This is a genomic window from Ruegeria sp. AL1 (assembly GCF_056540905.1).
In genome coordinates this window covers 344,031-363,992 of the sequence record NZ_JBQFXP010000002.1, presented here as the reverse complement: position 1 = coordinate 363,992, position 19,962 = coordinate 344,031, and the positions used below count along the sequence as shown (strand labels likewise).

14 protein-coding genes are annotated in these 19,962 nt (G+C 58.3%); 9 read left to right on the top strand and 5 right to left on the bottom strand.

The genetic code is table 11. The features are described from left to right. Position 1: 1 nt before the first annotated feature. Entirely contained in the window at positions 2-718 is a 717-nt protein-coding gene (locus ACRZ9X_RS04890; RefSeq protein ID WP_480516369.1) for an OB-fold-containig protein, read from the bottom strand. 257 nt (positions 719-975) lie between these two features. On the opposite strand from ACRZ9X_RS04890, the gene metG reads away from it, so the two are divergent. The 3 genes from metG to ACRZ9X_RS04875 all read left to right on the top strand — a co-directional run bounded on the left by metG (position 976) and on the right by ACRZ9X_RS04875 (position 7,286). Next, positions 976-2,694, top strand: coding sequence for a methionine--tRNA ligase (gene metG / locus ACRZ9X_RS04885; protein WP_480516367.1), 1,719 nt, complete (start codon positions 976-978; stop codon positions 2,692-2,694). Between the two features lie 344 nt (positions 2,695-3,038). After that, the gene (locus ACRZ9X_RS04880; RefSeq protein ID WP_480516587.1) at positions 3,039-4,145 is read left to right on the top strand and encodes an efflux RND transporter periplasmic adaptor subunit; all 1,107 of its coding nucleotides are present in this window, start codon (positions 3,039-3,041) and stop codon (positions 4,143-4,145) included. Positions 4,146-4,148: 3 nt separating this feature from the next. Continuing rightward, entirely contained in the window at positions 4,149-7,286 is a 3,138-nt protein-coding gene (locus ACRZ9X_RS04875) for an efflux RND transporter permease subunit (RefSeq protein WP_480516365.1), read from the top strand. Positions 7,287-7,348: 62 nt separating this feature from the next. On the opposite strand, the gene glpD is transcribed toward ACRZ9X_RS04875, so the two are convergent. Next, complete coding sequence (glpD, locus tag ACRZ9X_RS04870; protein ID WP_480516363.1) at positions 7,349-8,920, bottom strand: glycerol-3-phosphate dehydrogenase; 1,572 nt, start codon at positions 8,918-8,920, stop codon at positions 7,349-7,351. Between the two features lie 209 nt (positions 8,921-9,129). Here glpD and ACRZ9X_RS04865 point away from each other — a divergent pair, with 209 nt between their 5' ends. The 4 genes from ACRZ9X_RS04865 (at position 9,130) to ACRZ9X_RS04850 (ending at position 13,205) form a co-directional block, all read left to right on the top strand. Beyond that, complete coding sequence (locus tag ACRZ9X_RS04865; protein WP_480516361.1) at positions 9,130-9,915, top strand: DeoR/GlpR family DNA-binding transcription regulator; 786 nt, start codon at positions 9,130-9,132, stop codon at positions 9,913-9,915. Positions 9,916-10,113: 198 nt separating this feature from the next. Then, entirely contained in the window at positions 10,114-10,476 is a 363-nt protein-coding gene (locus ACRZ9X_RS04860) for a DUF3302 domain-containing protein (RefSeq protein ID WP_480516359.1), read from the top strand. Positions 10,477-10,497: 21 nt separating this feature from the next. Continuing rightward, positions 10,498-11,643, top strand: coding sequence for an HlyD family secretion protein (locus tag ACRZ9X_RS04855; RefSeq protein ID WP_480516357.1), 1,146 nt, complete (start codon positions 10,498-10,500; stop codon positions 11,641-11,643). Between the two features lie 2 nt (positions 11,644-11,645). Next, on the top strand, positions 11,646-13,205 hold the full coding sequence (locus ACRZ9X_RS04850; protein WP_480516355.1) for an efflux transporter outer membrane subunit: 1,560 nt from the start codon (positions 11,646-11,648) through the stop codon (positions 13,203-13,205). Positions 13,206-13,208: 3 nt separating this feature from the next. On the opposite strand, the gene mprF is transcribed toward ACRZ9X_RS04850, so the two are convergent. Together mprF and ACRZ9X_RS04840 are read right to left on the bottom strand one after the other, a co-directional pair. Then, entirely contained in the window at positions 13,209-15,815 is a 2,607-nt protein-coding gene (gene mprF / locus ACRZ9X_RS04845; RefSeq protein ID WP_480516353.1) for a bifunctional lysylphosphatidylglycerol flippase/synthetase MprF, read from the bottom strand. A 121-nt stretch (positions 15,816-15,936) separates the two neighbouring features. Continuing rightward, positions 15,937-16,365, bottom strand: coding sequence for an Lrp/AsnC family transcriptional regulator (locus ACRZ9X_RS04840; protein ID WP_480516351.1), 429 nt, complete (start codon positions 16,363-16,365; stop codon positions 15,937-15,939). Between the two features lie 86 nt (positions 16,366-16,451). On the opposite strand from ACRZ9X_RS04840, the gene rocF reads away from it, so the two are divergent. Together rocF and ACRZ9X_RS04830 are read left to right on the top strand one after the other, a co-directional pair. Further along, positions 16,452-17,372, top strand: a complete 921-nt coding sequence (rocF, locus tag ACRZ9X_RS04835) for an arginase (RefSeq protein ID WP_480516349.1) — start codon at positions 16,452-16,454, stop codon at positions 17,370-17,372. Then, positions 17,372-18,415: an ornithine cyclodeaminase gene (locus ACRZ9X_RS04830; RefSeq protein ID WP_480516347.1), complete on the top strand. Its 1,044-nt coding sequence runs from the start codon at positions 17,372-17,374 to the stop codon at positions 18,413-18,415. Before rocF ends, ACRZ9X_RS04830 begins: the two co-directional genes overlap by 1 nt. A gap of 141 nt (positions 18,416-18,556) precedes the next feature. Here the strand turns inward: ACRZ9X_RS04830 and ACRZ9X_RS04825 are convergent, their stop codons facing one another. Continuing rightward, entirely contained in the window at positions 18,557-19,960 is a 1,404-nt protein-coding gene (locus tag ACRZ9X_RS04825; RefSeq protein ID WP_480516345.1) for a TRAP transporter large permease, read from the bottom strand. Positions 19,961-19,962 lie beyond the last annotated feature (2 nt).

Below are 19,962 nucleotides of genomic sequence, written 5' to 3'. Positions count from 1 at the left end.
GTTAGTCAGACATGCCGACCAGAACGAACCGGTCGCGCCGTCGATCACGCAGAACAAGGACTTCGGTTCCCTGATCCAGCGCATCCTTGTCCTGCAGCGGTTCTGCGCGCAGGTAATGAGTGTTTCCGAACCGATCCATCACGCGCACCTCGGCGGGACGGCCTCGGGATGCAGTGCCCTGCGTGATCACGCCCCGACGTCGGGCGAGCATCCGTTCGGACATCGCTTCGGTTTCGGTTTTGGGCAGAAGGCGGGCAAAAACGCCGCCAAATCCACGTGCGAACCACAGGCCGAAGGCGCAGGCAGGGATCGCGGCCATCCAAGTCGGCAGGTCAAAGTCCAACAGGTCACGCAGGGCCAGTTGCAGACCCATGCCGGACAGACCAAAGCCTGCAAGCAGAACCACCAACCAGATCATGAACGGCATCTTGCCAATGCCCAGCCACCCGAAAGGCCCAGCTGATGCGCCCTCGGGCATCTCGGCCTCAACCTCGGCCAGTTCGAAATCGCCCAGGTCGATATCCGCATCGATATCAAGATCAAAATCAGCGACGTCCAGATCGGGGGCATCGATTACTTCCAGATCAACGTCGCCCTCGCCCGTCATCAGACTGCCGCCCAGCATCAGCGCAATCAGTTCCAGCCCCAGAAGGCCGAACAAGAGCGCAAGCGCAATGGTAAAGGGCACAAACGCACCCTCAAGCAGAAAGCTGAACATCAGCACAATGTCCCTTTTATTGTATACTTTGGTATGCAATTAAGATGGGAGGTCATCTCATTAATTTCAAGAGTTTGTGATTCTATATTTCAACCTATGGATAATCCCGCCAATCCCAGAGTTGCAATCCGGCAGCGCAAAACAAGTCTGTTTTTGAATTCCCGGGGGACTAAAACGACAACACCATGAAAGCCGGGCTTTTGCTGGGCGGTCACATAAGGTAGACGAGCGCGCAGTTAGATACGTGGAAACGGAACATGGCTCGGATTCTCATCACCTCGGCGATCCCCTACATCAACGGGATCAAACACCTCGGCAACCTGATCGGCTCGCAGCTGCCCGCCGATCTTTACGCACGCTATCAGCGTGGCCGGGGGAACGAGGTCATGTTTCTGTGCGCCACCGACGAACACGGCACTCCTGCTGAACTGGCAGCAGCCAAGGCGGGCAAGCCGGTTGCGGAGTATTGTGCGGATATGTACGCGGTACAGGCCGATATCGCCAAGCGTTTCGGGCTTAGCTTCGATCACTTTGGTCGTTCGTCCAGCGATCAGAACAAGCATCTGACCCAGCATTTTGCGGGCAAGCTGGACGAGGCCGGGCTGATCCGTGAGGTCAGCGAAAAGCAGGTCTATTCCAATGCCGACGGCCGGTTTCTGCCGGACCGCTATATCGAGGGCATCTGCCCCAATTGCGGTTATGACCGTGCGCGCGGCGATCAGTGCGAGAACTGCACCAAGCAACTGGACCCGACCGATCTGATCGAACCGCGCAGCGCGATCAGCGGCTCGACCGATCTGGAGGTGCGCGAGACCAAGCACCTCTATCTGCGCCAGTCCGCGATGAAAGATCAGCTGGACGCGTGGATCGACTCCAAGACCGATTGGCCGATCCTGACCACATCCATCGCCAAGAAATGGCTGCATGATGGCGACGGGCTGCAGGATCGCGGCATCACCCGCGATCTGGACTGGGGTGTGCCGGTCAAAAAAGGTGATCAGGACTGGCCCGGCATGGAGGGCAAAGTCTTCTATGTCTGGTTCGATGCCCCCATCGAATACATTGCCTGCGCCAAGGAATGGGCTGATTCCACTGGCAAACCGGATGCCGAATGGGAGCGCTGGTGGCGCACCGACAAAGGCGCGGATGACGTGCGGTATGTGCAGTTCATGGGCAAGGACAACGTGCCCTTCCATACGCTTTCTTTCCCGGCCACCATTCTGGGTTCGGGCGAGCCGTGGAAGATGGTCGATCACCTGAAATCGTTCAACTATCTGAATTATGACGGTGGCCAGTTCTCGACCTCGCAAGGTCGCGGCGTGTTCATGGATCAGGCACTGGAAATTCTGCCTGCCGACTATTGGCGCTGGTGGCTGCTAAGCCATGCGCCCGAGAGCAGCGACAGTGAGTTCACGTGGGAGAACTTCCAGCAGTCCGTGAACAAGGACCTCGCCGATGTGCTGGGCAACTTCGTCAGCCGGATTACCAAATTCTGCCGTTCGAAGTTTGGCGAGGCTGTGCCCGAAGGCGGTTCGCACGGTGAACGCGAACAGGCTTTGATCACGGAGCTCACGAAACGCGTTCGGGCCTATGAGGGCTTTATGGAGGCGATGGAGGTTCGCAAATCCGCTCAGGAACTGCGGGCCATCTGGGTTGCTGGGAACGAATATCTGCAAGCCGCCGCGCCGTGGTCGAAATTTAAGGAAGACCCCGAGCAGGCAGCGGCACAGGTGCGCCTGGGTCTGAACCTGATCCGTCTGTATGCCGTACTCAGCGCACCGTTCATTCCCGATGCCTCAGCCCGGATGTTCAGCGCGATGAACACGCTGGACACGGGTTGGCCTGACGACGTCGACGCCGCGCTGAACGCCCTGCCCGCGGGTCACGAGTTCACGGTTCCCGATGTATTGTTTACCAAGATCGCCGATGAACAGCGCGAGGATTGGCAATCCCGCTTTGCCGGTACGCGCACCTGAGCCAGTCAAACGCACATGAGACCAGAGGGGGAACCCTCTGGCCGTTACACCTGCGTTTGACATTACCTTTGTTCCGTCACCCGCTGATTTGCGAGGTGTGGCGGTAAGCCTGCGCTGCGAAAGCATATTTTCTGCACGCAAACGCCTGTCGTGGCGACCAACACGCTTGAGTAATTCGGGCAAACCCGCCATCCTCAAGCCAAGCTCAGATGACTCGGTCGGCTAAACCCGATTGGCGTCGCGCCCTGATTTACCATGACGAGGCAATTATCATGTCCCCTGTACCGATCTTCGCAACATCCCGCTCCGGCAGCTTTTTGCGTGGGATTTTAACCTGTTCGGCGATGGTGATCTGCACGAGCCTGGCGCAGACCGCCTTTGCACAAGGTGCCGAGGACGCGGCTCCGCCCAAAGTGTCCATCGCAGCCGCCTACACGCAGGAGATTACCGAAGAGGCTGTCTTTATCGGTCGGGCCGAAGCGCTGAACAAGGCGGATATCGTGGCCCGCGTCAGTGGATTTCTGGATAGTCAGAATGTCGAAGACGGCGCATTGGTGAACGAAGGCGATGTTCTGTTCACAATCGAACCCGATCTTTATGAGGCCACGCTTGAAGCGCGAAATGCCGACCTGGACCGGGCGCAGGCAAATCTGGAGCTGGCCAAGGTCGATTTGGCGCGTAAGGAAGAGCTGTACAAGCGAGACGCCACACCGGAATCCGAACGCGATATCGCGCGAGCCAATGAATTGGTGGCCGAAGCCGAGGTCAAAGCAGCGAAGGCCGCAATCCAGCAAGCCGAACTGGACCTGAGCTATACAGAAATTCACGCGCCCTTTACTGGGCGTATCGGACGGGTTGCGATCAGTGTGGGTGACGTGGTCGGACCTACGAACCCGCCTCTGGTGAATATCGTCAGCGAAGCTCCGATTTACGTCAATTTTTCACTAAATGAAAAACAGTTTACCAGCGTTCTGGAAGTGGTAGGCGAGAATGCTGCCAGCCTGGCGGAGAGCAACAAAAGCCCAATCGTCCGCGTGACGCTCCCGAATGGGTCGGAACTGGATGAAGAAGGCAAAATTGTCTTTGTGGACAACAGGATCGACCCTCTGACCGGCGCAATTACCATCCGCGCCCAGTTCGACAATTCCAGCCGATTGATCATTGATGGAGCGTTTCTGAGTGTTCACATTGAAGCCCTGCAACCGACACTGGAGGTTCTGATCCCGCAGGCCGCGTTGCAGCGGGACCAGCGCGGCGCATTTGTTCTGGTCGTCAACGATCAGCAGATGGTCGAACAGCGTTACATCACCACCGGCGACAATTTTGAGACATCTGTCATCGTCAAGGACGGGCTTCGCGAAGGCGAAAGTGTGATCGTCGAGGGATTGCAACGCGTGCGCCCCGGGGTGGCCGTGGACGCCGTTGTCGCGTCTGATCAGCCGGGAGAGTAACAGATGTTCTCAGCCCTGTTCATCAGCCGGCCGAAGCTGGCGCTTGTCATCTCGCTGTTGCTGACCATCATGGGCGGCATCGGCTATCTGGTCCTGCCCGTAGCGCAGTTTCCTGACATCACGCCGCCCGTTGTAAGTGTTTCAGCCTCGTATACCGGCGCAAACGCAGAGACCGTAGAGAATACCGTTGCCGCCCCGATCGAGGCGCAGGTGAATGGTGTCGACGACATGATCTACATGACGTCGACTTCCTCCGATAACGGTTCTTACTCGCTGAACGTGACCTTCGAGGTGGGCACCGACCCCGACATTGCGTCGGTCAACGTGCAAAACCGGGTGGCGCAGGCCATGTCATCGCTGCCGACCGAGGTGACAGCCTCGGGCGTCGTCACGCAAAAATCCTCTACAAACATGCTGCTTCTGGTGACCCTGACATCACCGAACGGCACCTATGACAGTGTGTTTTTGTCCAACTATGCGTCGATCAACCTTAAAGACGCGCTGGCGCGGATTCAGGGCGTCGGCAAAGCCGACGTCCTGACCAATCTGGAATACGCCATGCGGATCTGGATGGACCCGGACAAAATGGCGGCCCTGTCGATCACGCCCGGGGATGTGATCAGCGCCATTCGGGAACAGAATATCGAGGTCTCAGCCGGTTCCATCGGCGCGCCCCCGGTGCCCGAAGGTCAGACGTTTCAATACACGATCAAGACCAAAGGCCGGCTGACATCGGCTGCGGAATTCGGCGATATCGTGATCCGCACAGGTGATGCGGGCTCGATCGTTCGGGTTCGTGACATTGCGCGGGTCGAACTGGGTGCTCAGTTTTATGCCGCCTCGGGCTTTTACCAAAGCGTTCCAGCCACGGTGATCGGTATCTATCAGGCGCCGGGCGCCAACGCTTTGGCGGTGGCCGAGCGTGTTCAGACCGAACTGGACCGTCTGTCCCGAACCTTCCCGACAGATGTGGAATATGATGTTCCGTTCAACACCACGGATTTCGTCGAGCAATCGTTAAATGACGTGGTTTCCACCCTGATCCTGACCTTCATTCTGGTGATCTCGGTTGTGTTTGTCTTCCTTGGCAGTTGGCGGGCCACCATCATTCCTGCCGTGGCTATTCCGGTGTCTCTGATCGGAACATTTGCCTTCCTGCTGTTGTTTGGAATGTCGCTTAACACGATCTCGCTGTTTGCCTTGGTTCTGGCCATCGGGATCGTGGTGGATGACGCGATTGTCGTAGTCGAAAACGTTGAACGTATCATTGCCGACGAAGGCTTGCCTCCGGCCGAGGCGACACGAAAAGCGATGGGGCAGATCACTGGCCCTGTCATCGCAACAACACTGGTTCTGCTTGCCGTTTTCGTGCCCGTCACCTTCATGCCGGGTATCTCGGGGCGACTTTACTCGCAATTCGCGGTGACGATCTCGACCGCTGTGGTCATCTCGTCGATCAACGCGCTGACCCTGTCGCCCGCATTGTGTGGTCTTGTGCTGCGCGCACGCTCTGGCCCGCCCAAGGGCATTCTGGCCGTCTTTGAATCGTTCATCGGCGGCATCCGAGGCGGCTATGTATCCGTTGTGCGCAAGTTACTGATCCTGCCGGTCGTCTCGCTGGCGATCATCGGCGCCTTCGCTTTTGGCGGCGTGACCATCATGTCGAACACCTCGTCGGGCTTTCTTCCGCTGGAGGATAACGGCTATCTGTTTGTGGACGTGCAGCTGCCCGATGCCGCGACGCTGGAGCGGACAGAAACCGTGACCAAACGGGTCGATGATCAAATCCGAGAGATTCCCGGCGTCGCCAATACGGTTCTGGTGAACGGGTTTTCGTTGCTGAACGGCACGATCACCAACGGCGCCGCGATCTTTGTCAACCTTGACAACTGGGAGGAACGGCAGGACGACGACCTGACCGCCGACGCCATTTTGGGCAAGGTTCTCGCCATCGCGAACGGCGAATCCGCCGCGTCAATCGTGGCATTCAACCCCCCGCCCATTCAGGGTCTTGGCATGTCAGCGGGCGTCGAAATGGAAGTTCAGCAAACCGGTGGCGGATCGCCACAGGACCTGGCCTCGGCTGTCGGCTCTTACGTCTACGCAGCCAACCAGCGGCCGGAAATCGGGCAGGCCTATACAACCTTCCGGGCCAACGTGCCGCAGCTGTTCGTCGATCTGGATCGCGAGAAAGCAAAGACCCTGCAAGTGTCGGTCTCAGAGATATTCCAGACCATGCAGGCGCAGCTGGGGTCGTATTACGTCAACGACTTCAACCTGTTTGGCCGTGTCTACCGCGTCATGATCCAGGCCGATGGCAGCTATCGTGACAATGTCGAGGATATCTCGAACCTCTATGTCCGCTCGACCAAAGGCGAAATGGTGCCGCTGGGCACATTGATCGACGTGGAAAACGTGTTGGGGCCGGTCTTGCTGAAACGGCATAACCTGTTCCGTTCGGCGACGGTGACTGCCGTCCCGGCAGAAGGGTTGTCTTCGGGGGATGCGATCCGGGTCATGACGGAAGAGTCTGAGACCGCCCTGCCCCCGGGTTACACGTTCGAATGGACCGGCACGGCACAACAACAATTGGCGTCCGGCGGGCTGGTGATTGTGATCCTCGGGCTGGCGGTGTTGTTCGGTTATCTGTTCCTTGTGGGACAATATGAAAGCTGGACGATGCCTGTCTCGATCCTTCTGTCGGTGATCGTGGCTCTGTTTGGCGCGGTAGCCGCCGTGGCAATCGTGGGCAGTGACATCAACCTGTATACGCAGATCGGGATGATCATGCTGGTGGGGCTTGCCTCGAAGAACGGGATTCTAATCGTGGAATTCGCGATGGAACAGCGCGCCAGTGGGCGTTCGATCAAGGACGCCGCAGCCGAGGCCGCGTACCAGCGTTTCCGCGCGGTGATGATGACGGCCCTGTCCTTCCTGTTGGGTGTGGTCCCGCTGCTGGCCGCCAGCGGCGCGGGTGCGGCCAGCCAAAAGGCGATCGGGGTCGCCGTGTTCGGCGGAATGCTTGCAGCCACGCTGTTTGGCGTGATCCTTGTACCTGTCCTTTACGCCGTGATGCAGAGTTTGCGAGAGCTTCTGAAGGGCGGCAAGAAAGACCCGGACCCAACTGAAACAGCGGCCTGAGCGCCAAAGCTGAAAGCCCCGCCAAGCTGGCGGGGCTTTTTTTTGATTACTGCATTTGCCTGCTAAAGCTGAGTCGCCATCCACGCATCGATCCGCGCGATCTGGGGTTCAGACAATCGTAGTCCCTGCTTGTTGCGCCGCCAGACAACGTCTTCGGCGCGGCGCGCATATTCCTTGTCGATCAGCCATTTCACCTCTGCCTCGGTCAGTGTCGCACCGAAGGCTTCACCCAGATCTTCGGGCTTGTGCGCCGACCCGAGGATGATACGCGCGTCGGTGCCATAGGCACGTACAAGGCGCTCTGCCCAGGGTCGGTCCAGAAAACCGTAATCCCGCATCAGGGCATCGACCAAAGCCTCCACCCCGTCCACCGGGAAGTCCCCACCCGGCAATGGAACACCCGCCGTCCATGGCCCTGCAAGATCTGGAAATTGCTCGGCCACCTTTTCCAGTGCGCTTTCGGCAAGGCGGCGATACGTTGTGATCTTGCCGCCAAAAACATTGAGCACAGGCGCCCCACCCTCGGCGTCCACCTTCAGCGTATAATCCCGCGTGGCCGCCGTCGCGCTGCTGGCCCCGTCGTCGTACAAAGGACGCACGCCGGAGTAGGTCCAGACAACATCATCGCGGCTGATTGCGGTTTCGAAGTATTTTGACGCGAAGGCACACAGGTAATCCTGCTCGGCTTCGGTACAGACCGGGCGTTCCGACGGATCAGAGTGATCCTGATCGGTCGTTCCAATCAGAGTAAAATCCTGCTCATAGGGAATGGCGAAAATGATACGACCATCTTGGCCCTGAAAGAAGTAACACTTGTCATGATCGTATAGCTTACGCGTCACGATATGGCTGCCGCGCACCAGACGGACACCCTCGCGCGAGTTAATTCGGATTTTGGTCTGGATGATATCGCCAACCCACGGCCCGCCTGCGTTAATCAGCATCTTTGCGTGGATTTTTTTGACTTCACCACTGTCGCGATCCCTGATCGTAACCTCCCAAAGATCGCCCACACGCTCAGCCGATACAACCTCGGTCCGGACCATGATTGTCGCGCCGCGCGCCTCGGCATCGCGGGCGTTCAGGACCACCAGACGGGAATCCTCGACCCAGCAATCCGAGTATTCATAGGCAGTTTCGAACTTGCCCAGCAACGGCTTTCCTTCGGGCCCCATGCGCAGATTGACCGAGCGGGTTCCCGGCAGAATCTTTCGTCCGCCGAGATGGTCATACATGAACAATCCCAACCGGATCAGCCAGGCTGGGCGCCGGCCGCGCATCCAGGGCATCACCAGCCCTAATAAACGCGAGGTCGGTGTATCGGAATCGAAACGCATATCAGCGTGGTAAGGCAAGACGAACCGCATCGGCCAGCTGATATGAGGCATCGCGCGCAGCAATGTCTCGCGTTCGATCAACGCCTCGCGCACCAGGCGGAACTCGAAATACTCCAAATACCGCAGCCCGCCGTGAAACAGCTTGGTCGAGGCCGAAGACGTGGCCGAAGCCAGATCATTCATCTCGGCCAACGTCACCGACAGACCACGCCCTGCCGCATCACGTGCGATACCACACCCGTTGATCCCGCCACCGATCACAAAAAGATCGGTCACCTCAGCGTTTTGCGACGACATAATCAGCCGATTCCCTATCCGATGGAGTTGCGCGCATTAACCGGATCGGCGCGCGCACCGTCAACTATATTTTTCGATTTCTTTCGATTTTACGCGAATAATCGCGATATTCTAAACTTCGAGTCATTTTCGCGCTGATCTTACCAAGTTTTTATTGCCTTAAGGGGAGAAAAGAACAAAAACGAAAATAACCCCATCCGGAGCACCTCATGTCCCTCTCATTCCGTCAATCCGACATTCTAGACATCGCCAGACAAGACGGTCGCGTCGCGGTCGAGGACTTGGCAGCGCGCTTTGACGTCACTGTACAAACCATCCGCCGCGACCTGACCGAATTGTCAGAAGCGGGACTGCTGGACCGGGTTCATGGCGGTGCCGTCTTGCGGTCTGGCGTCTCGAATATCGGCTACGATGACCGGCGCGCACTGAACGCCGACATCAAGGCAGAGATCGCCAAGCGTTGCGCCGATGGCATCTCGGACGGAAGCTCAGTCTTTCTGAACATAGGCACATCGACCGAGGCCGTTGCCCGGCAACTGCTGTCTCACAGGAACCTGTTGGTTGTGACCAACAACATGAATGTTGCCAACATTCTGGTCGACAATCCGAATTGCGAGATCGTGCTGGCGGGCGGCGTACTGCGCCGGTCGGATGCCGGTTTGGTGGGAAATCTGGCAGTATCGACCATTCAGCAATTCAGATTTGATAACGCAGTCATCGGATGTTCGGCCCTGGATGCGCAGGGCGATCTGCTGGACTTTGATCTGCAAGAGATTCTGGTCAGCCAGACGATAATTGCACAGGCGCGACACACGTGTCTTGTGGCGGATCATTCCAAATTCCAGCGCACAGCCCCCGCGCGTATTGCCTCGCTTGCCGATATCGACACGTTCTTCACCGATGCCCCGTTAAACAGCTCTTTGGCGCGCGCCTGCCAGGACTGGCAGACGGAGATCGTGGTCTGCAGGTACGCTGACGAAACAATGTCTGGTTGATTCGCCCTATCTGCCGAACTTCTACCGCGTTTGGTGTTTTCGAAATGCGGCATCAACTTCGGAAAACGTGCCAAATCGGTTTTATGGCCAACACCGGGCACGCGACAGCGTATATGGGTCGGGCCGCGAGAAACTGATTGACGAACGACGCGGCAACACCTGAGGATAGACACAACCTTCCCAAACGGAGGCAAGGATATGGGACTGTTGGGGCAGCCGCTGGGCTACTATGACTATCTGACATTTGTGGCACTGATCCTGCTGCTTGCAGCCGTGATGGCGCTGTTCCTGTTCATCATGGGGCTGCCCGGACGCATCGCGATCAAGCGCAATCACCCACACGCCGAAGCGGTCAAAATAATGGGCTGGATGGGATTTCTGGCCATAATCCCATGGGTTCACGCCTTTATCTGGGCCTTCCACGATGGGGTCACGGTCGATATGCGGCGCGGCCCCGATGAAGAGAAAGACGCCATTCGCAAAGAAATCGAACGGCTGGGCGGCGAGGTCAAACCCGAATATCAGGACCGGACCGACAGCGACCCGACGCAGAAAAGCTAACGCCCAAGGAAATCACACATTATGTTCGTCGCCCTCGGCATCACGCTTTTTTATGTCATTTTCGTTTGGTTCATCTTCTTCAAGGTCAAATGGCTGAAATTCAACATCACCTGGGGCATCGTCTCGTTCTGGGTTGGCGCGCATCTGCTGCTGATCTTTCTGGTCGCGCTGCGGTTCTTTCAGCCCTTCTCGCTCGACAGTCACGTGGTCCGGTCGACCATCCAGATTCTGCCGCGTCTCACACAACCGACCATCCTGACCGAGGTTCTGGTCGAACCGAATACGCAGGTGACAAAAGGCGATCCGCTATATCGGTTTGACGACACGGTCTTCGCGCTGGCGGTTGAGAAGGCTCAGGCACAGCTGGTCGGGGCCGAGCAGAACGCCAAAATCCTGGAACAGGATGTGGTCGCCGCGACCGAAGCTGTTGAACGCGCCAACGCGCAGCTGGACTATGCTTTCACTCAGCAAGCCCGATACGAGGCGCTTGTTCCGGCAGGTGGCGCCCGACAGGACGAGCTGGATCGCTGGAACGAACAGGTGACCGAGGATGAGGCCGCGGTGAAGCAGGCACTGGCCAACCTCAAGAAGGCGGAACTGGCGCTCGAATCTCAGATTGACGGGGTGAACACAGGCATTCTGCAGGCCCAGGCGGAACTGGCCGAAGCCAAGTATTTCCTCGAGAACACAACGATTTATGCGCCTGAAAATGGAATGATCGTATCGCAACAGGCCCGCCCCGGGCTGGTGGTCGGCGATATTCGGCTAGGCGCAATCGCCAGTTTCGTGACCGAAGACAACCCCTATATCCTTGCCACGTTCCGGCAGCAGAACCTGAAATTCGTGGAACCCGGGCAGCCGGTCGAAGTGGCGCTGGACCTGTATCCCGGCGAAATCCTTCCCGGCAAGGTCGAGGCGATCTGGTGGGCCACGCGTCAGGGCCAGTACCTTCCCTCGGGGCGGTTGCCAGGGTTCGAATTGCCCGAGCTGCCCGGCCGCATCGCCGTCCAGATCAGCGTTGAGCTGCCCGAACACCATATCTTGCCTGCAGGCGGGCATGCAGCGGTGGCCATCTACACCGGGCAAGGCAAAAGCTTTGAATTCCTCAGACGCATCAATATACGCCTGTATTCTTTCGCCAACTTCATCAGACCACTGGATATCTGACCATGGGAAAATCGACCTTCCGACGTCTGATGGGATCGGCGATCTGCGCCGCTTTTTTGGTCGGCTGCGCGCCGGTCGGGCCGGATTTTGTTCGGCCAAACTCTCCGGTCGTGAAACAGTGGATCGAGGTCAACAGCCCCGATGCCAATGCCAGCGGACTGACATCGCGCAGCGCGCCCGTGGTGAAATGGTGGGAGACATTCAACGATCCCACCCTGAACACACTGATCGCCGAAGCCTATGCCCAAAACCTGACATTACAGGTGGCCGGAGCCCGCGTCTTGCAGGCCCGAGCCCAGCTTGGCATTGCTTTCGGAGAGCTTTATCCGCAGTCGCAGGCCATCGGAGGCTCGATTGAACGGCGTCAGATCAGCGAGAATTTGGGGCCGATTTCCGACATCAACCGGATCATTCCTTTGGACACCGAGTTTTCGACCTCGCAGGTCGGGTTCGATGCGCAATGGGAACTGGACATCTGGGGGCAGCAGCGGCGCGGCGTACAGGCCGCCCGGTCCAATCTGGCGCTGCAGGTTGCCAATTACGACGACGCTTTGGTGACACTGACCGGGGATGTGGCCGCGCTCTACATCAACATTAGGGCCGTGCAGGAGGGTCTTGGTGTCGCGCGCGAGAATATCAGGCTGCAACAAGAATCTGCCGACCTGACTCAACTGCGGTTCAACAACGGTGTGACGACCGAGCTGGACGTGCAGGAATCCACCGCCTTGCTGAACAACACCAAGGCCGTTGTGCCACAACTGGAAACCGAGTTGCAGCAGGGCAAGAACGCGATGGCGGTTTTGCTGGGCAACACACCATCGCGGGTGAACAGCATGCTCAGCCGCTCGGGGACCATCCCTTCGGCGCGGTCCAATGTCGCCGTGGGTGTTCCTGCTGAATTACTGCGGCGTCGCCCGGACGTGCGGGCGGCAGAGTTGGCCGCCGCAACGCAATCGGCGCAGGTGGGAATCGCGCTGGCTGATCTGTATCCGCAGTTCATCCTGTCTGGGTCGATCGGGCTGCAGGCCTCGGGCGGGCGCGATCTGTTTTCGTCCAACAGCACGACCGGGCTGGCCAGTGCCGGGGTGGTCTGGAACGTTCTGAATTACGGACGGATCAAGAACAATGTCCGGGCGCAGGACGCGGCGTATCAGGCGTTGATCGCCAATTACCAGAATACGGTCCTGTCCGCCTATTCCGAGGTTGAAAGCGCCATGGTCGCTTACTCCGAAGCCCGCAAACAAGTCACCTTCTACCAACGCAGCGTCGAGGCATCGCGCAAAGCCTCTGAAATCGCGGTCAATCAGTACCGCGATGGCATCGCCGACTATTCGCGGGTCCTGAACACGCAAACCGCGCTGCTGCGATCCCAATCCAATCTGATTCAGGCGCAGCAAGAGGTCTCGGCCAATCTGGTGTCCGTTTACAAAGGGCTGGGCGGCGGCTGGCAAATCCGGCAGAATCAGGAGTTCCTGCCGGACACGGTTCTGGCAGAGATGGCATACCGCACAGACTGGGGTGATCTGCTGGAGCAGGCCCCGACACGCGCCAGCTTGAACTAGGGATTATTTGGTCAGCCCGCGCAGGCCGCCCGAGATCAGGATATTCACCTCGTACAGAATACGCGGAGCCGCCAGCCCGCCGGGGCTGGCCAGGTAATTCGGGCTCCATTCCGGGTCGAATTTCTGCTTGAACGACCGTAGCCCCTCGAAATGATAGAACTGTTCGCCATGCTCGTAGACGAACCCGCCGATCCGGTTCCAGAGCGAGGCCAATTGCCGGTTTTCAATCCCCGAAAACGGCGCGGCACCCAGCGAAAACCAGTGAAAGCCCTGCTCGGACCCCCATGACATCATCTCGGCAAACAGCGCGTCCATCACAAAGCTGGGGCTGTCGGGCTCATATCGCATCAGGTCCAGCGACAGTTCCGACTTGTTGCCGCCCTGAAACAGATTGGCAAAGGCCATGATCTTGCCCGCTTCGTTACGCAGGACCGCGTGGTCAAAATAGGACAGGTATTTCTCATCAAACCCACCCAGCGCAAATCCCTTTTCCTCGCCTGACTTGCCCGACAACCAGTGATCTGAAATAGCCTTCAGCTCTGGCAGAACGGGCGCAAGATCCTGTTTCGGAATGATCTCGAAAACATAGCCCTCGCGCGCAGCGCGGTTCCTGGCCTGACGGAAGCGTTTGCGCGATTTGCCGTCCAATGTGAAGTCCTTGAGCGGTACCCGCGCGACCTCGCCGATTTTCAGAATCGACAGGCCCAGATCAAGGAAAGTCGGCAAGTATTTGGTCGACACGCTGTAGAAGGCGCACAGCTTGCCCTCGCGGTCAGCCCGTTCGCGCAACTGCCAAATCAGCTGTTGGCCTGCCGCCTCGTCGCCTACCGGCTCACCTTTGGTAATCAGCGCGTTGCCGGTATCGGCATAGGCCAAAAACGCGCTGTCATCCGGCGCAATCAGGAATTGCTTGTCTCCGGTCAGCGAGATCTGGGATTCGGTGTCCTCGCACTCCATCACCAACCGTTCGACCACTTCGGGGATCTCTGTGCGGACCGGTGCCGGTATCTCGCGCCCGAACAAGGAATTCACAGCGACCACACCAAGGATCACGGCCACCACAAGGCTGGAGCGCAAGAACCGCGAAGCATCCCCGTTCCAGGCGAACTCCCACCACAAGGCGTTTTGGTATTCGACATGCGAATAGGCAAACAAACCGACCCAGAAGATCACCGCAAGCAGCGCGACCACGCTGACCAGCCAGGGGATATTCAGACGAAACACCGACGCGCCGCTAACCCGGTAGAACGCATCGCGGAAACTCGCCAATAGCGCGATGGTCGCCAGCATCGAAAGCGCCTCATGCGTGTCCAGCCCCTTTGCCAGCGAGGCGGCAAACCCCGCCACCATCAGCAACATGGCGACAATCCACGCGCGATAGAGCTTGCGGAACAATCCGCGCGAGACCAGCAGCAGCAGGACCCCCACGGCGCTGCCCAGCAGATGCGAAGCCTCGACAAAGGACAGCGGCAGGACCTCTCGCAGAACGCCCAGCTTTTGCGAGCTGCCCGGCAATGCGCCCGAGACCAGCAGGATCACCCCCGCCACTGCAGCCACCCCGGCAGCGACCATCGGAATGATCGGACGGATCGCGCGGTAAAGCCATGTCGCCGCGCCGCCAATCCGGCGTCTGTGATGGATGGCCGATGCCCCCGCGATTGACACGGTGGCAATGCCAAACGGCAGGAAAGTATAGACGACGCGATACAGCAAGAGCGCCGCAATCACATCAGATCGGCCCGATGCGCCGAGGCCCGCGATTAACGTGGCCTCGAACACTCCGATACCACCCGGCGCATGGCTGATGATCCCAACGGCGATGGCCGCGATATAAATCGTGAAGAAATATGGAAACCCAACACCCAAATCATCGGGCATCAGAACATACAGGGCCATCGATGCACCGAACAAATCGCCAACGGCGGAGACGGTCAGCAGTCCCGCCAGCTTGCCGCCGGGCAGGTTAAATCCGAACCCGCCATAGCCCAATCGGCGCCCGCCACTGGACAACCAGACAAACAGCCCCGCCAGTGCCGCCAGCAGACTCAGGCCGATCACCGTCTCGACCGTCTCGCTGATCGGCACAACCTTGGCGACACCGTCTGGATGAAAGGTCAGCAGCAGTCCCAGCAGCAGCACGAACCCCATCCAGAACGCCACCCACGACGTGGCAATCACCCCCGCAACACGCCCCAGATCCAACCCCAGCGAGGCATAAATCCGGTACCGGATGGCCGTACCCGTGATGTAGGAAAAACCCAGACAATTGGACACCGCATATCCGCTGGCTCCGGCGAGCCCAGCGACCGGCAAAGGTACTTTGCCATCGGCGACACTCTGCACGGCCAGGACGTCGTAAAAGGACAACGACAGAAAGCTGACGGCGGTCCAACACAGCGCAAAGAACATGAGCCGCCAGGATGTTCCTGCAATGTCGGTCTGAACATCCGACCATTTCACATGCACCGAGAGGTCATGCAGCACAAACAGCGCCAGCAACGTCACCAGCACCGGCACGGCGATCTTGACCAATGGCCTCTCCAAAAGCGCCGTGACGCGCGCAGCCATGCGTGCCACGCGCGACACGTCCTGTGCGATGTCTGAGTTCATTGCGAACGCCCCTGCCCCATTGCCACTGACCATGCCGATTTGTCTAAGCATCCGTTCAGAACGGCTTTGGGCCAGAGCTTTGCACAGATTCGGTCGATGGCAAAGATCAAGGAAACGTCAGTCATGTTCGCCCCTTACGCGTAGACAGTAACAGATTGGTTTCAGACCGTGTTACTCCGTCGATCCGCCGGATCTGGAACAGAACCTCATCCAACTCGACCAGAGTTTCAGTACCGATCTCGGCAATCAGATCCCAACTGCCGTTGGTGGAATGTACGGCCCTGACCTGCCGCATGGCCGCGATGCGGGACATGATCCGCTCGGTGCCACGCCCCTCGATCTCCAGCATCATCAAACCTCGAACGGGGCTTTCCGAAACGGCCTGTCGGGTTACCACGGTGAAACCGACAATCTCGCCGGACTGCTTGAGCCGGTGCAACCGGCTGCGCACCGTCGTCCGTGTCACGCCCAGAACATCAGCCAGTTCCGACAGCGACGCCCGGGCATCCCTGTGCAACGCATTCAGCAGCTTGTTATCCAGTTTGTCCATATTTCTTTACCAAAACGAAAGCCCGCATTTCATTTTGAGCATTTTGCTCTCTTTTCGCAACCCAACACGCGCCCATAGATAGGCTTATGGACAAAAGAGACCTCATACTGATCGGCGCTCCCATGGACGCCGGAAAACGGCGACAAGGATGCCGCATGGGACCTGACGCCTATCGTGTGGCCGGGCTGGCCGAAGCGCTGACCGATCTGGGCCACGCCACACGGGATGTGGGGGATACGCAACCGGATCCGGTGGACACACCCGATCATCCGCACCTGTTTGCACTGCCCGACTGCGTCGGCTGGACCCGCGCACTTAGCCGGGCGGCGCAAGAGGCCGCGCAAGACGGGCTGCCCATTTTTCTGGGTGGGGATCACGCCCTGTCGATGGGAACCGTTTCAGGCATGGCGGCGCATGCGCACAGTATCAACAGACCTCTGTTCGTTCTGTGGCTTGACGCGCATAGCGACTTCCACACTCCAGACAGCACCGCCAGCGGCAATCTGCATGGCACGCCCGTGGCCTATGTCACCGGTCAGCACGGGTTCGAGGCCTTCCCACCATTGGCCGCCCCGGTCCCGACAGACCGTGTGGGCATGATCGGGTTACGGTCCGTCGATCCGGCCGAACGGGCGCGGCTGGAAGAAGACAACGCGATGCTGGCTGACATGCGTACCGTGGACGAACACGGTATCAAAGCCCCGCTGCTGGCCTTTCTCGACAAAGTACGAGCGGCCAACGGGCTGCTTCACGTGTCACTGGATGTCGACTTTCTCGACCCATCCATCGCGCCCGCAGTCGGTACGACCGTACCCGGTGGCGCGACCGTACGCGAAGCCCATCTGGTGATGGAGTTGTTGCACGAAAGTGGCCTTGTCTGCTCGCTGGACCTGGTCGAACTGAACCCCTTTCTTGATGAACGCGGCCGCACCGCGAAACTGATGGTCGACCTGACGGCATCCCTGTTCGGCCGCCGCATCTTTGACCGCCCGACCCGGAGCTTCTGATGACCCAACCCTCTGACAAAGCCCTCGTCCCTTTTGTATCCGTCGATAACATGATGCGACTGGTGCATCACGTGGGCGTCGAACGCATGATCACCGAAATCGCAGATCAGATCGAAGCCGACTTCAAGCGCTGGGAAAGCTTTGACAAAACCCCGCGCATCCCGGCCCATTCTCCCCACGGCGTGATCGAGTTGATGCCAACCTCGGATGGCGAGGCCTATGGGTTCAAATACGTCAACGGCCACCCCAAGAACACCTCGGAAGGGCTGCAAACTGTCACGGCTTTTGGATTGTTGGCCGATGTCTATACCGGCTATCCGACTTTGTTGACCGAAATGACCCTGCTAACTGCCCTGAGAACGGCGGCGACCTCTGCGCTGGTGGGACGCTATCTGGCCCCTAAACACGCGACAACCATGGCCATGATCGGCAATGGCGCCCAATCCGAATTCCAATGTCTTGCCTTCAAAGCAATGTGCGGGATCAAGACTGTCCGGCTGTATGACACGGATCCAAACGCGACTCAGAAATGCGCATCCAATCTTCAAGGAACTGGTCTGACAGTCATCTCCTGCACAACGCCCGAAGATGCCATCGAAGGCGCACAGATCATCACCACATGCACGGCAGACAAGAAATACGCCACGATTTTGACCGACAACATGATCGGCCCGGGGGTTCACATCAATGCCATCGGCGGCGATTGCCCCGGCAAAACCGAGCTGCACCGTGACATCCTCTTGCGGTCTGACATCTTCGTCGAATACCCGGAACAAACCCGCATAGAAGGCGAGATCCAGGCTCTGGAACAGGATCACCCGGTGACCGAACTGTGGCAGGTCATGACCGGCACAGCCAAAGGCCGCACGGACGACCGCCAAATTACTCTGTTCGACAGTGTCGGCTTCGCAATCGAAGATTTCTCATCCTTGCGTTACATCAAAAGAGCCATCGAAGGCACGGATTACTTTACAGCTCTGGATATGCTCGCGGATCCAGACGATCCACGGGATCTATTCGGTATGCTTATGCGGGCCACATAACATTCGCAAGGTAAGGGGGCTCTGCCCCCGCCGCGGCAAGCCGCGTCTCCCCCGGGAGTATTTTTTGAAAAGATGAAGAGAATACCTGTACTTCATCTTTTTCAAAATACTCCGGAGCGCGAGGCAGAGCCTCGCAAAAAACTACCCGGCAAGCGACGGCAGATACAATACAATCCCCGGAAAGGCTACGAGCAACGCGATCGTCATAGCATCCGCAAGGAAGAATGGGGTTACGCCTTTGAAAACGTCCTGGACGCTCAGATCCGGTCGGACGCCTGCCACAACAAAACAGTTCAATCCTATCGGTGGGGTGATCAGGCAGAACTCGGCCATTTTCACAACCAGAATACCGAACCAGATGGCACACATTGGTCCGGACATGCCAAAGGCGCTTTCTGCTGCGCTGACAGTTTCACCACCGTTGAGAGCCATCACGGCAGGATAGACGACCGGTAACGTCAGAAGCAGCATTCCGATCGCATCCATGAACATGCCAAGCACAGCATAAGCCAGCAGGATGCAGATCAGAATTAGCATAGGCGACATGTCCAGCGATGTGATCCAGTCGGAAAACGCGCCCGGCAGATCCGCGAATCCCAGGAACCGGACATAGATCAGCACGCCCCAGATGATCGCGAAGATCATGGCTGTCAGTTTAGCGGTTTCAAGCAGCGCCGATTTGAATTGCTGCCAGCGCATCCCGTGAAACAGGGCAAAGCAGAACACGATGAATGCCCCAATTGCACCACCTTCGGTCGGTGTGCCCCAGGCCTGATCGCCAAACGGATTGTAGACAAAGCAGATGATGATCAGGATGACGGCAACAATGGGCAGCGCCCCCGGCAGGGCGGCAAATCTCTGTTTCCATGTAAATCCGGTGACCGGGGGGCCAACGGATTTGAACACAACAGCGATACCTACGATCAACAGACCGTAGATCAAGGCAGAGAACGCGCCGGGAATGAACCCCGCCAAAAGCAGTTTGCCCACATCCTGTTCGACAATGATCGCATAAATCACAAGGATCGCCGAAGGCGGGATAAGCGAGGCGAGTGTGCCGCCGGCGGCAACGACGCCTGCAGCAAAGCGTTTGTTGTAACCTACGCTCAGCATTTCGGGAATGGCGATACGGGCGAAGACGGCCGATGTTGCCACCGATGCGCCGGACACAGCTGCAAAACCGGCCGTGGCAAAAATCGTCGACACTGCCAACCCGCCCGGAACCCAGGCGACCCATCGTTTGGCCGCCTCGAACAGGGCTCGTGTCAGACCGGCATAATAGGCCAGATATCCAATCAGGATGAATGTCGGGATCAGACTTAAGGTATGCGAGGCGACCTTGGAATGCGGCACCTGCCCGGCTGTTTTTACGGCCACGGTCAGCGCCTTGCCGAACCGGTCGGGATCATAGCCGAACTTGGCCCAGAATATCCAAACCAGACCGATCAGCCCGGCCAACCCGGCAGCGAAGGCCACGCGCATCCCCGCAACAACCAGAACCAGCAACCCACCGGTCACCCAAAGGCCAATGTCAATTGTATCCATGG